This window comes from Ketobacter sp. MCCC 1A13808, assembly GCF_009746715.1.
Classification (GTDB): domain Bacteria; phylum Pseudomonadota; class Gammaproteobacteria; order Pseudomonadales; family Ketobacteraceae; genus Ketobacter.
Genome location: NZ_VRKW01000001.1, coordinates 664556 through 678136, shown reverse-complemented (window position 1 = coordinate 678136; position 13581 = coordinate 664556). Strand labels below are relative to the sequence as shown.

Here is a 13581-nt window from a genome sequence, read left to right as displayed (position 1 = left end):
TGTTGTTTATTTGGCACAAAATATCAATGGTGTGTAAAAGTGTCGATACTTATACAGGGTATAGCCCTAGCATGGAATGCCCCCTTAAAAAATTATTGAGCAACCGGAATAGGAGCTTCCCATGGCGTATGTGGTCACCCAGGCGTGTATCGGCAACAAACACACCAGTTGCGTGGACGTCTGTCCTGTGGAAGCGTTCCGCGAAGGGCCGGAAATGCTGTATATCGATCCGGCGGTTTGCATTGATTGTAATGCCTGCCTGACGGAATGTCCGGAGCGGGCCATTTTTCCTCAAACTGCTGTGCCTGACGAAATGCGTGATTTTATTCAGTTGAATGAAGAGAAAGCGCAAATCTACCCGGTGATTCGGGAAAGTATCGGGCACGATGTGGCGGCGTCTCCTGTGGCCGCGTTCGCAGGGCGTTTCGCCGTCGTTGGATCAGGCCCTTCCGGTTTCTATGCAGCAGAAGAATTATTGAAGCAGATGCCGGCGGCGCAGGTGGATATGTTTGAGCGCTTGCCGACTCCGTTCGGTTTGGTTCGCTACGGCGTGGCCCCAGACCATCCGCGTATAAAATCCGTTAGTGCGAGCTTTGAACGTATCGCCGAACACGCCCGCTTCCGTTTTTTCGGCAACGTGCAAATTGGTCAGGAGGTTACGCGGGACGATTTAGTGCAACGCTACGATGGTGTGATTTACGCCACCGGCGGTGCGAAAAGCCGTGAGTTGACGATACCGGGGGCAACATTGCCCAATATTTTTGGTTCTTCGGTCTTTGTTGGATGGTACAACGGTCACCCGGATCACCGCAGGCTGCAGGTTGATCTGACGGAGCCAAGCGCGGTGGTGATCGGAATCGGAAATGTGGCACTGGATATCGCACGGATGCTGGTGCTTGATCCCGATGTGCTGGCGAAAACCGACGTTGCTGACGAAGCACTGGCGCTGTTCAATACCAGCAAAGTAGAGGAGGTGTGCCTGGTAGCACGGCGTGGCCCAGCACAAGCGGCGTTCACGCCGAAAGAACTGGAACAGTTGATGACCATTGCGGGACTCCAGCTGATAGTCGATCCGCTGGATCTGGAGCTGGACAGTGAAACCCAGGCTCAATTGCAATTACCTGAGTTCAGCGAAGTGCGCCAAAACATGGAGTTGCTGCGGCAAATCGCTCAACGCACGCCATCGCTTGAAGCGGGCAGTAAAGCGATCCGATTTATTTTTAATGCCAGTCCGTTGCAAATCGATGCCACCCATGATGGTGTCAAAGAAATGATTCTGGTGCGTAACGAAATGCAGCGTGATGAGCGGGGACGCATCTCTGCTGTGGCAACCGGGCAAACCTTCAATCTGCATGCAGGCTTGATTGTACATGCCATCGGATATCAGGGAGATGCAGTCGCAGGTGTGCCCTTTGATGCGCAACGGGGTGTGATTAGCCATGTTAACGGCCGCATATCCAATGGTGTTGTGGATACCGGTTCGGGAGAATACGCGGCGGGTTGGATTAAGCGGGGCGCCAGTGGTGTGATCGGAAGCAATAAACACTGCGCCAGCGATACCGTGGGTCAGATGCTGCTGGATTTGGCCGGCAAAAACGCTGGCACGGATCTGCAGGACATTGAATTGCTGCTGAAAGAACGGCAGGTGAACTACATTGATTTTGCAGACTGGCGTTTACTGGACCAACATGAACTCGAACAGGGGCGTATAGAAGGCCGTGCCCGTCGCAAAATAACCGACGTCAACGCCATGTTAAAAATCATCCGTGATGCGCGTGCTCAGCGTGAAGCGGATGAAAATGCTCGGGCACAATTACCGGTTAAAACCCATTTCCGCACGTGCACCTTATGCGAAGCGATGTGTGGAGTGAAGATTGAATATCAGGGCGATAAAATTCTTTCGGTAGCGGGTGATGCCGACGATCAGCATAGTCAGGGGCATATATGTCCGAAAGGTTATTCCCTGCAGGATTTACACAATGACCCTGATCGTTTGAAAAAACCCTTGCACAAAGTCAATGACGAATGGCAGCCGATTGAATGGGACGATGCGTTTGATCTGGTAGCGGAGCGGTTTGTGGATATTCAGGCACGCCACGGTAATGACGCAATAGCCGGGTATTGGGGCAATCCGACATCACATAACCTGGGCTTGTTATTGGCGACCGGCAAATTCCGTAAGGCGCTGGGCTCCAGAAATTTGTATACCGCGGCTTCGCTGGACCAGATGCCACATCAGGTGATGTCCTATCTGATGTTCGGCCATGGACAGATCTTTACCATTCCCGATATTGACCGAACCGACTACATGCTGATGCTGGGTGCGAACCCGGCGGCCTCCAACGGCAGCTTGATGTCCTCCGGTGACGTGTTGCGCCGCTTGCAGGCGATCAAAGAGCGTGGCGGGAAATTGGTGTTACTGGATCCACGGAAAACCGAATCCGCTATTTATGCGTCCGAACACCATTATATCCGTCCAACCACCGATGCGCTTTTTCTTATCGGGCTGATTCAGCACATTGTTCGTGAGCGACTTTTCGACCCTGGTCATCTGTTACCGTTATCAGACCAATGGGATCAGCTGACGGCGATGTTCGAAGCATACGAGCTGGACAACATCAGCGCGTTGTGTGGCATACCGGCGAGCGAAATTAAGCGTATTGCCGAAGAATTTGCGGCGGCAGAGAAAGCGGTCTGTTACGGGCGTATGGGCGTTTCGGCGCAATCTTTCGGTACCCTCAACCACTGGCTAATGAACGTGTTGAATATACTCACTGGTAACCTGGATAGCCCCGGTGGCAGCATGTTTACCCAACCCGCAGTCAACATGGCGATCAAGCCTTCTACTGCCGGTAGCTTTAATCAATACCAAAGCCGGGTCAGTGGCCTACCGGAATTCAATCGTGAATTTCCGACCACCGTGATGGCTGAGGAAATGCTGGTACCGGGTGAAGGTCAGATCAAAGCCTTTATTTGTATGGCGGGTAACCCTGTGCTGTCGGCGCCCAACGGACGTCAATTGGACGCAGCACTGGAACAGCTGGAGTTTGTGGTGTCCGTGGATTTCTATCTGAACGAAACTTCGCGTCATGCGGATCTTATTCTGCCACCCACAGGGCCGCTGGAGCACGAGCAATACGATCTGGTGTTTAACTTGCTAGCTGTACGCAACGTGGCAAAATTTGCCGAGCCTTTGTTTGAGTCGCCGGAAGACAGCCGATCCGATTGGGATATTATGCAAGGTATCACCAAACGAATCACCCGGCTTAAGCAGGGCGGCGACCCGGTTCCGGGAAAACCCGAGATCGACCCGGTAGGCATGGTGGACTTCGGCTTAAGAAGCGGGCCGTATGGCGAGAAGTTCAGTGCATACATCAATGGCGAGCCGGTTGAACAAGAGCAAGGTTTAAGTCTGAAGGTATTGAAGCAATTTCCTCATGGTTTGGATCTGGGGCCGATGCAATCGTGCCTGCCGGAGTACCTGTTCACCCGCGATAAAAAAATCAATCTGATTCCGCCGCCGGTGCTCGAAGACCTGCAACGATTGGATACGTTTTTTGACAGTGCCGTGTCTGAATCAGAAGCCGACGCACAGCCACTGATTCTGATTGGTCGCCGTGATCTGCGCACCAACAATTCCTGGATGCACAACAGCAAGCGTTTGGTAAAAGGCAAAGATCGTTGCGCGCTACTCATGCATCCGCAGGATGCGGCAGGACGGGGGATTAAAGATCGGGGTCGAGTGACTGTGAGCAGTCGGGTCGGTGAGCTGGAAGTGGATGTTCGTCTGAGTGAAGATTTGATGCCCGGTGTTGTCAGTTTGCCCCATGGTTGGGGGCATAATCGCGAAGGAATTGCATTGCAGGTGGCGCAAAGCAATCCGGGGGTCAGCGTGAATGATCTCACGGATGACCAACTGTACGATCGTTTTACCGGTAATGCCGCGCTCAATGGGGTGCCAGTACGTATTTCGGCGGTCGGATAACCTGTTGTGGGTATGGTAGAGTTTCAGACTCGCGATCACACAGTCAGAAAAGGGTTCATTTGATATGACAAAACATCAACTTATTGGTGCCGAAGTTTCCCTGTATACCGGCAAACTTCGATGTTATCTGCAATATAAAAAGATCCCGTTCGATGAGGTTGTCGCTTCCGGTGAGGTTTACCGCGACACCATTATCGCCCGCACCGGTGTGCGATATATCCCGGTATTAATTACCGATGATGATCAGGCATTGCAGGACACCACGGAAATAATCGATTATCTGGAGCGGCGCTATGTGGAGGCCCCGGTTTATCCATCCACTCCCTTTCAGAAACTGATTGCGTTGTTGTTGGAAGTCTATGGCGATGAGTGGCTGGTCATTCCTGCCATGCATTACCGCTGGAATATCGAGGAAAACAAGGATTTTGCCGTTGCCGAATTCGGGCGTACCTCGGTGCCGGACGCCAGTGCTGAAGAGCAATTAATTGTCGGAAAAAAAATGTCAGGCCCGTTTGCCGGGTCGTTGCCGGTTCTGGGTGTTTCCGACACCAATACAAAGGCAATCGAAACCAGTTATCTGGGGTTGCTGAAAGAGTTGGACCGGCATTTTAAGGCGACGCCGTTTCTGTTGGGTACGCGCCCTTGCATCGGCGACTTCGGCCTCATAGGTCCACTCTACGCTCACCTTTATCGCGATCCTTATTCCGGTCGTCTAATGCAAGAACAGGCTCCAAACGTCGTAGCCTGGGTGAACCGGATGATTAACCCAGACCCGTTAACCGGTGATTTTTTACCGGATGATCAGGTGCCGGAAACCTTGATGCCGGTGTTGCAACGCATGTTCAGGGAGCAGGGGCCGGTGATCCGTTCAACACTGGACAGGGTTGCAGAGTGGGCCAGCGTGAACGCCGACGGCAAAGCGGAACAGGAAATTTCACGCGCAATCGGTTCGCATACTTTTACTGTGGAAGGTGCCGAAGCAGAGCGCTTAGTGTTTCCCTATTGCCAGTGGATGTGGCAGCGCCCCTATGATTGCTACCAGGGTATGAACGAAGAAAACCGAACAACAGTAGAGCGCAGGCTGGCAGTGTTACCGGGAGCGCTGGAGTTATTGCGCCATCCGGTTACACAGCGGGTCGTGCGTAAGAATAATCGTTTACTGTTAGGCTAGTAACAAACCAGGGGGCAGGCACCCCCTGGTTCGTTTGTCTTAAAAACGGCGGAAACTCGGAAAGTCGCCCATGAGTTTTTGCATGAACTCCCGTTCGAAGCCGCCCTCCACGGCATCCACCAGTTCGTCTACTTCTTTGGGTGCCAGCGGATTGGCCGCAGCAACGTTGGTTTCAGGTTTACCATACAGTGCGCCATCATCCCGGTTTAACACACCATCCTCATCGCGATCCAGTGCAATGCGCTTGCCGTTGCCGAAGGGCACACAGCTAAAGGTAACCGAGTTTCCGGCTTGCAGTGCTAACCGGCGTAGTCCTGCATCCGCTAAGGCGGGATCGGATGCCTTGTCCCCATGGAAACGGCCATCCTCTTTTAATAACCAGTTGCGTGATGCCCCTGCAATGGTGCCTTGGGCGACTAATTCGCATTGCGGCTTTAGCGGCCCCTCTGCCAGAGTATGGGCCAAAGCCTGTGCAACCATTAAATCCAGGCGATCCCCCTGATCTTGGTGTGCGGCGTTCAGCGTTACTTGCTGTCCGGTTATGGGCGCCAGTCCGGTGGGAAATACCATCATAAAATCAATCAGACCCTGCAACAATTCTTCCGGAATATGAAACACTTTCAGTGTCAGAAAGGTTTCTATGGTGTCATCTGCACCCGCATGAGCGAAACCGAAGCCGGACAGCTGATCACCCATAAATCTGGAGGTGCTGGTCGGCTTACGCAACTGCTGTCCAAACATCCCCACTTTGGTGTACAACGACCGCAGGTGCGAAATTTTCAGATCCTGGGAGGATTCAACCCCTTCGAAGCTCATAAGCGTGCTGGAACCAAAGCGTTCCAGGTCCGGGTTCAGTTCGTGACAATCATTACACAGCAGCAAACCGACATTGCCTGTGGAAGGCGATTTGAACCCCGTTGTTTTGACGTTAAAGAATGTATCACTGCCTTCTGCTTCGCTGGGACGTAAGGTGTCGTCAAGCTGTCGGTTGGGATTGGGTGGATAACGCAGTTGCAATACGAAATCGGCGAACAGATTCAGCTCCTCCTCGCTTGGCTCGGTATTCCGTCCCAACAATCCGACATAAGCAACGCGAAACTCCTTGAACGCGGTTTTTTCCAGTGATTCCCCGTGCAGGCGGACGGCACCGGTGCGGTCGCCCCGCCAATGCATGGGGCCCTGGAATTCCAGTCCGCGAAAGGATTGGGTTGCCATGGGGCCTTTCATCGGGTGGTGCACACGCAATGCAAAGCGTGAAAAGGCTTTGCTAAAGTAGGGGCGTGGGTTGACTGTCCACGCGTTATCGGGATCGCCCAGATCCCAAGCCAGACCGTCGTTGTCGCCGAACAGATGACAGCTGGCGCAGGACGAGTCACCACGCCCGGAGCTAAAGCGGGCGTCATATAGGAACGGTCTTCCTTTTACAATGAAGTCCGGCTCCGGGTTATACATGGCGGTGTGACTGGTTTCGGCTTTGGTTACTGTGTCGATAACAGAAATGCTGTTGTCGAACCGGGTCAAAACGAACAAACGGTTGCGGGCCTGATCCAGTGCCAGACCACTGGGGCCGCCACCGGTCACTTCAATATGCTCAGATGCAGAGGGCGTAAACGAATGACTTTCTAACTCATCCACGTCGAAGATCCCCACTTTAGAGGAACCATACGCCGCGAGATAGAGCGTTTCACCCGCGTCGTCTATCTGCATTTGCAGGGGGTAGGCGAGACTGCGGGCATTGTCATCCTCTGAGCCTTCCGGCCTGGCGTCATTCAGGTGGGTATTCAGGTCGCGGGGTAGCACCTCGCCGTTTTTGATCACGGTAATGCGGTTTTCGATGAAGCGTCCGCGCAAAGTCTGAATACCGGAACGCTCACCTTTGCCTTCAAACATCAATTCATTGCGGGCTTCCATATTTGAAACATAAACTGCCCCGGTTTTGGGATTGACCTCCAGATTAAATAGCGAGGTACCCACGTGAGCGTGTTGTGCCTTGACTTCCGGTAGCGCTGCGTCCGCGTCGATTTCAAATACATCGTAATCCGGTAGGTTAAAATGAACAAACTGGTCCCAGGCCTTGCCGTACAGGTCCACCCAGTGTTCACCGTCGTACTTTACAATTAGACCGGTATTGGGTGCGCGTACTCCAGCCGCATCGGTTTTAACGCCGGGCTTTCCGAATTTGGTGCTGTATTTGCCTTCGGCGCGGAAGTTATGAGTGACAGACGCAGTTTGATTGCCGGATTTGTATATGCCGGCGTATACGGTGCTGCCATCCGGGCTAACGGCCAACCCTCTGGGCGGCATACCAAACAGGGTGACAATGGTAAGGGGATCGCTGTTGCCCTGATTGACACTGTCTGCGTCGAAACTCCAGATATCCGCTCTGCCGATCCCCGGTGTCATGGCAGCAAAGTCGGAGGGTGAATTCTGTCCGCGATGAGCGGTTGCAATAAATGCACGCTGACCGTCCTTGCCCGCGAACACAATATCCTGGGGTTCATCACCCACTTGTAACGTGTGTTTCACGTAAGGCACAGCGCTGCTGACATCGACAACGCTCACACTGTCCGATAAGGTATTGACCACCCAGGCTTCGTTGTCATTGCGCAACGCAATCGCGACGGGTTCAAGGCCGACGGCGACACTCTTAAGGTGCACCGGTCGTTGTTTGCTGACATCAAAAATTTCCAGCCGACCATCCGGCGTATTCAACGCATACAAGCGTGTGCCGTCACTGTTCAACGCCAATGGCCGTACCTGCCCGCTTTCAAACAGGGTATAGGAGCCGGCCACTTTAAAATCGATGCGTCCTTCACTGGCGCCGTCTTCACCGTCATCCACTTCAAACCGGATCAGGTCAAGGCCGGTAAAGCCGGCATCAGGAATATACTCAAGCTCCGGTGGCGTGCCTTTCAGGGTGCCGTGATAAGGCCCCTCGATAATGCCGTATTGCAGCGGTACTTCCGGCAAATCGGGGTCGCTGTAGTGTCTTGCTTTTAACGTGAAGGTTAGGGGTTTGTCCCGCACGGTGGTGAGGGCATGGGAGGTGGCTTGTGGAATCAGGAACGGACGTTCGTTGATTGCTGCATCGAAGTCTCTGGCTACCGCAGGTATGGCCAGGGTTTGTTCCATAAACCATTGGATGGCGTCTCCGTATATGGCATCCGAGCCATCGGCATCAGCTCCATAGAGAGGAGAGGTCATTAGGCTTCCCGCGAGCATTAGAGGCATCAGAAGAGCACTTCTGAATCGTGGCGCTAACATAGTAAATTCCATTGTGTTTTTTGTCATCGTGGTGGAACGTGCTTAACAGCGGGAAAATCTATAGGGGCTTGACGTTAAAATCCGTACATACTTCTCATCTGACAAACTTTGTTGTAACAAAGTGCCGACTTTTACTAATTTATTAGTCAGGTTGGTCGTTCTTTACTTTCCTGGAATTCATGCGACTTTGATTAGCACGCTATCAGGATCACAGGCAGTAGAGGTAAATCGGGGAGCGCTTGCTCCCCGTGGTTGTCCTCTGGTCTGCTGTCTGCGAATTCATGGTGCCAATCGTCGATCGCTGACTGTGTGTTTAACCGTGCGCGTACCCTTTGCCCGGTTTTCGATTTGGTATGTACACCCCCTTTGCCTAGCAGCGGCGAGCGGGCCACCGGATTACGAAATCCGGAATTTCTTTTTGGCATAGTCGAACTCCTTTTAGGTTCAGTTTAGATCCAATTACAACTCCAGTTTGTACCAGTTGATTTTTTTCAATTGCCGCCGATAGCATCGCTTCGGGCCATATGTTGTTGTATGGTGCCAGCACGTTTTCTGCATATCGCACGAATGCCTCAGGTTCGCAGTGACACCAATCGAGATACCAGGGGGTATCACCCTTTCGAATACCTTGCAGGCAATAGCGCGCTCGCCGCACCCAATCACTCTGGATTTCTTCAATTAAGGCTTCGTTGCTTTCAAGATCCAGATCTATCCGTGCCCAGGCCAGGGTTTCCCGATACAGGCGGCGCTTCTCTCGATCCATTACCGGGTGGCCCGAGTAATTAAACAGGTAATCTTCTTTGGGCTTCACCAGCCGTTGGTATGCCCGGTTGTGGTGTTCAGAAAAATTAAGCTGTAACACCAGATTGCAACCTTTTCGCGTCGTCTGGTATTGCCACTGATTGTGCTTCCCCCACGTATCTACCGTTAATACGAAAGGTTGGCTATCGTTCCGCCAGGGGTGTTTAAACAGGCCGGCCGATACTTTGCCATCACCTTGCCTGGCAAGTATTTTTTTTATATCCGGTTGTTTCAATAAGCTTTGATAAGGTGACTTCTTTAGTTGGTTGATGCTTTGTTCTTCGCGGATAGCACAGGCTAACAACAAGAACGCGTACTGGCCTTTGAAATAATGAAACAGCGTACGGTCATCCGGAAGGCACGCAATGAGCTCATCGAGAGTCTCTTTCTTCATAATGTTTTCGTCCTGCGGACATGAATGGGTTTATTTGAAAATGTGTGGGAAATTGCGTTTTAAAATGTTTCATGATTTATCCTCTTTGGTTTCTAGGTTCTTTTGGCCAGGCGATAATATGCGTAGGGAAAACGCAGGCAAAACGGCGTGATCCAAAACGAAGGCAAACGTAGTGTATAAAATGGTGTTTTTTGCAGGAGCCCGGCCCGATCGACCGGCAAAAACAAAGGTGTTCAGCGGAAGGAAAGGGGCGCGAGGCTCAATCTGGTTAATATCATGTATGGCCTCCCTTAGTTAGATGTGTGATTAATCGGTGTCATGATTAAAAGTTGGGCGAGACAATACGCACTTCTTCTGTCGGTGTCAATACTCGTCTCGCTACATTAAATGGTGATAATAGGTATGACACGACGAGGAGAGATCGTATGAGCAATTTAAGCAAAGAGACGGAACAGCCGTGTGACGTTGGCGCAGCCTGCGGTGCGATCGAGCTGATCTTGCAACCAAAGAAAAAGGATTTAGGTGGTTTTTCCGTGCGCCGGGTTTTGCCCACCCAAGCACGCAAAATGGTTGGCCCCTGGATTTTCTTCGATCATATGGGGCCCGCGCAGTTCAAAGCGGGACAAGGCATTAATGTTCGTCCTCATCCCCATATCAATCTGGCCACCGTAACCTACCTTTTCGAGGGGGAAATTCTGCATCGTGATTCATTGGGCAGTCATCAGGCTATTCGCCCGGGTGACATCAACCTGATGCTGGCAGGGCGGGGTATAGTGCACTCCGAGCGCGAGCGAGCAGAAGTCAGTTGCGTGGATCATACTCTTCATGGCCTTCAATTGTGGCTGGCTTTGCCTGAAATTCACGAAGAAGCAGAACCGGGTTTTTTTCACTACCCCTCTCAACAGATACCGCACACCACGGTAGGCGGAGTATCGTTGCGGGTCATGATGGGCTCGGCTTATGGACTTACTTCGCCGGTGAAAGTCTTCGCTGAAACCTTGTATGTGGAAGCCCACTTGCAGGCGGGCCAGACTTTGATCCTGCCTGATACCGAAGAGCGCGCGGTATACATCGCGCAAGGAAAACTGCGTGCACAGAATACGATGTTGAACACCTATTCCATGGCGATATTCAGCCCGGCGCAAGTCACCCTGACGGCAGTGGAAGAATCCCGTATCGCTATTATCGGTGGAGAAAAGTTGGCCAGGCGTTTTATCGATTGGAATTTTGTATCCAGCAGCAAAGCGCGTATTGAGCAGGCAAAACAGGATTGGAAAGCGGGGAATTTCCCAAAGGTGCCAGGGGATGAGGCGGACTTTATTCCCTTGCCGGAATAGCGGAGGGTACCGACTTCACAGTGGTTGTGACGCGCATTAACCACTGTGGAAGCCGTTAATCCTGAATTTACAGTGCCGCCAGAACGGCTTCTGCTGTGGAATTCTCCAGTGCTTTTTCGTCTATTCCCAGATACTGGACAATGCCGTTATCAACGATCATGGCGTAGCGCTTGCTGCGTGTGCCCATACCGAATCCACTGCCGTCCATAGTAAGGCCAATGGCAGAAGCAAATTCCCCGTTACCGTCGGCCAGCATCAGGATTTCTTCGGCGTTTTGAGCCTGACCCCAAGCGCCCATAACAAAGGCATCGTTGACCGAGGTGCAGACAATTGAGTCGACGCCTTTGGCTTTGATTTCATCAGCCTTTACTACAAAGCCTGGCAAATGTGCGGCGCTGCAGGTGGGTGTGAAGGCACCGGGAACGGCAAATAGAACCACTTTTTTATTGTTAAAGATGTCATCCGTCGAGAGCGGGCCGGGGCCCTTTTCCGTCGGGGTCATCAAGGTCATGTTTGGAATGCTATCGCCGATTTCAATACTCATATTGTTGCTCCCTAATTCAGTGAAGGTTGATTGTATAGCCAGTCATGTACGAATGTATATTGCGATTTGATGTTCAAAATGACGAATTAAAACGAAGGCTGACAGGCCCGATTCGAATAACAGGTGCCGTGTTTGAGCATTTTCCCACAGTGAAAGCGTAAATAGTACCAGCCAGGCCACAATCCCTTGAGATTGCGGCTTATAGGCATACAGTTTGTAGACACACAGAGTTTCCCGCCATGGAGAACGGCAATGGACACCAAAATCACCCTGGACCTGCTACTGTGCGCATTCGTTTTTGTCTTCGTGTTGTTGCCACGATTCAATAAATGGCCGGAAACGGAAGTCGGCCGCTTTCAAGGTACCCCGAAAGATTACATACACCATCGGCTTTACTGTCTGTACTGCGCAATCTACCTGACCACCTTCGCCGCGTTCACCTTTTCCTTGAGCCGGGTAGAAAATATCAATGTACTGATATCAGAGTTTTCAGTAGGGCAGTCTTTAGAGGCGTCCATTGGTGCTATCCATCGGATTTTGGGCGAACAGAGCTATAGCTTTTTCCTGCTGATTGTTTTGGGTTGTTTGACTATTCCCCAAGTATCGGCAATCGATCAGCGTTGGCGTGGCACATTGTTGTTGTTGGCTCGGGTTCCGAAGGACGCCGTTAATCTGAAACGGCAATTGCAGGAAAGTTGCCGCCTTTCTGACTTTAACAACGGTCGAATGGATACGGTAGTTGAAAACGTGTCTCAGCTTGGGCAGGGACGCTTTTGGCAGCAAATCGTTGCCAGTGAGGACGTTCACGGGGAAAAGTTACTGTGCCGGTTGCTATTGAAAGCGCTGTACGTGGCGTCTCTTAACAGGACCTTGGATATGGGGTACCAGGATTTAAAAGATTTGGATGCTCACCAATCACGCTTGCTGGAAATCGCTGCGGTACTACCAAAGCTGGATACACATCCCGACTCTATTCCGGTTCATGAATACAAGAAAGATATTGACGAACGTTTTAGCGCTTTGCTTGAGCAGCTTGCAAAAAATACGGTGAAAGCCTATCCGGAAAGGGATAAACGGTACACGGTGTTGCAACAATATGGATTTTATCTGGATTACGTTGATGAAAAGAAAGTGGGGCTGGTGATGCCGGTATTGATTTCGGCGGGCAGTTTGTTGGCGAGTTGTACGCTTACCATCATGGTTGCTTTGTTGTTGTTCGATACACTGGGTGTGAGCCGGAGATCGGGCCATTGGTTTGAGTTGCAACGCATTTTTAATTGGGCGTTTGGTGGCTGGATTTCTTACTCTATCGCAGTTGCGTTTGGTTTATTTTTCAATGAGTCCATGAGAAGGAAACTGGGGCAAAAAAGTTTGGCGTTGTATTTTCTGGCGTTTGTGTTTGCGACACTGGGTTCCTGTATTTTCTTTATATTAACCCGTGAAAGTTTTAGCCCACCCCACGTTTGGTTAGCGATTTCATTCGGCCTGGTATCGGTCGTGGCTATCAAGAGCCGGGATCGGGATTATCTTGAGCGACAATCCGTTATTAAAAAGGCGCTCCAGTTGAGCCTCTGGTATGGATTGGCTTCTGCCATTTTGCAGCTTATGGTACATGTGGAGTTTCGCGGGCTGGAGAATACCACACTGACTAATATGATCGCTTTTTTTCTATTCGGAATGGTGCGCGGGGGCATGGTTGCTTTCGTTGTTGCTTATATTTTTATGGAGTATGAGCGCCTGGGATCCTATGATGCGCGGCGCAAGTTTCCCCGTATTCCGTTCCGCAAAAAGATTGATGGTGACATCGGCGGCAATACCACTGAAGTGTTTGTGAAAGACTTGTCGGAACAGGGTGCCTTGTTGCGGGTTGCTGCGAATGTGTCTGTGTCGGAGGGGGAGAGTGTGGCATTAAAATTTAGTTTTGCCGATATTCCAGGGAAAATTATTGCCGTTAAAAGTCATTTGGCGCGGGTTAAGTTCACCGCAGAAGAGCCGCAAATACATCAGTTACAAAGCTTTATAAATAAAAGGGTTGCAGTCAGCTAGCGAATGGTTAGTTTCGGGTCGTCTTTCGTTTTCGGAAGT

At 51.4% G+C, this 13581-nt stretch carries 7 protein-coding genes and 1 pseudogene; 5 read left to right on the top strand and 3 right to left on the bottom strand.

Going from position 1 to position 13581, the window contains the following annotated elements:
• Positions 1 to 121: 121 nt before the first annotated feature.
• From FT643_RS23845 to FT643_RS02875, 3 genes and pseudogenes are all read left to right on the top strand, one after another.
• Positions 122 to 880: pseudogene (locus FT643_RS23845) on the top strand (indolepyruvate ferredoxin oxidoreductase subunit alpha); the annotation flags it as partial.
• Between the two features lie 882 nt (positions 881 to 1762).
• A complete protein-coding gene (locus FT643_RS23840) occupies positions 1763 to 3985 on the top strand; it encodes a molybdopterin oxidoreductase family protein (protein WP_411267795.1) in 2223 nt (740 codons plus the stop codon).
• A 64-nt stretch (positions 3986 to 4049) separates the two neighbouring features.
• Positions 4050 to 5156, top strand: a complete 1107-nt coding sequence (locus FT643_RS02875; protein ID WP_156869158.1) for a glutathione S-transferase family protein — start codon at positions 4050 to 4052, stop codon at positions 5154 to 5156.
• Positions 5157 to 5195: 39 nt separating this feature from the next.
• On the opposite strand, the gene FT643_RS02870 is transcribed toward FT643_RS02875, so the two are convergent.
• A complete protein-coding gene (locus FT643_RS02870) occupies positions 5196 to 8360 on the bottom strand; it encodes an Ig-like domain-containing protein (RefSeq protein WP_198043269.1) in 3165 nt (1054 codons plus the stop codon).
• 430 nt (positions 8361 to 8790) lie between these two features.
• Positions 8791 to 9615, bottom strand: coding sequence for a hypothetical protein (locus FT643_RS02865; protein ID WP_156869157.1), 825 nt, complete (start codon positions 9613 to 9615; stop codon positions 8791 to 8793).
• Positions 9616 to 10040: 425 nt separating this feature from the next.
• On the opposite strand from FT643_RS02865, the gene FT643_RS02860 reads away from it, so the two are divergent.
• On the top strand, positions 10041 to 10952 hold the full coding sequence (locus FT643_RS02860) for a pirin family protein (protein WP_156869156.1): 912 nt from the start codon (positions 10041 to 10043) through the stop codon (positions 10950 to 10952).
• Between the two features lie 67 nt (positions 10953 to 11019).
• Here FT643_RS02860 and FT643_RS02855 read toward each other — a convergent pair whose 3' ends face one another.
• The gene (locus FT643_RS02855) at positions 11020 to 11496 is read right to left on the bottom strand and encodes a peroxiredoxin (protein WP_156869155.1); all 477 of its coding nucleotides are present in this window, start codon (positions 11494 to 11496) and stop codon (positions 11020 to 11022) included.
• 252 nt (positions 11497 to 11748) lie between these two features.
• On the opposite strand from FT643_RS02855, the gene FT643_RS02850 reads away from it, so the two are divergent.
• A complete protein-coding gene (locus FT643_RS02850; RefSeq protein WP_156869154.1) occupies positions 11749 to 13542 on the top strand; it encodes a PilZ domain-containing protein in 1794 nt (597 codons plus the stop codon).
• Positions 13543 to 13581 lie beyond the last annotated feature (39 nt).

Coding starts and splice junctions, on each gene's coding strand:
- FT643_RS02875 (WP_156869158.1), top strand. CDS start 4,050: ATGACAAAACATCAACTTATTGGTGCCGAAGTTTCCCTGTATACCGGC.
- FT643_RS02870 (WP_198043269.1), bottom strand. CDS start 8,360: ATGACCTCTCCTCTCTATGGAGCTGATGCCGATGGCTCGGATGCCATA.
- FT643_RS02865 (WP_156869157.1), bottom strand. CDS start 9,615: ATGAAGAAAGAGACTCTCGATGAGCTCATTGCGTGCCTTCCGGATGAC.
- FT643_RS02860 (WP_156869156.1), top strand. CDS start 10,041: ATGAGCAATTTAAGCAAAGAGACGGAACAGCCGTGTGACGTTGGCGCA.
- FT643_RS02855 (WP_156869155.1), bottom strand. CDS start 11,496: ATGAGTATTGAAATCGGCGATAGCATTCCAAACATGACCTTGATGACC.
- FT643_RS02850 (WP_156869154.1), top strand. CDS start 11,749: ATGGACACCAAAATCACCCTGGACCTGCTACTGTGCGCATTCGTTTTT.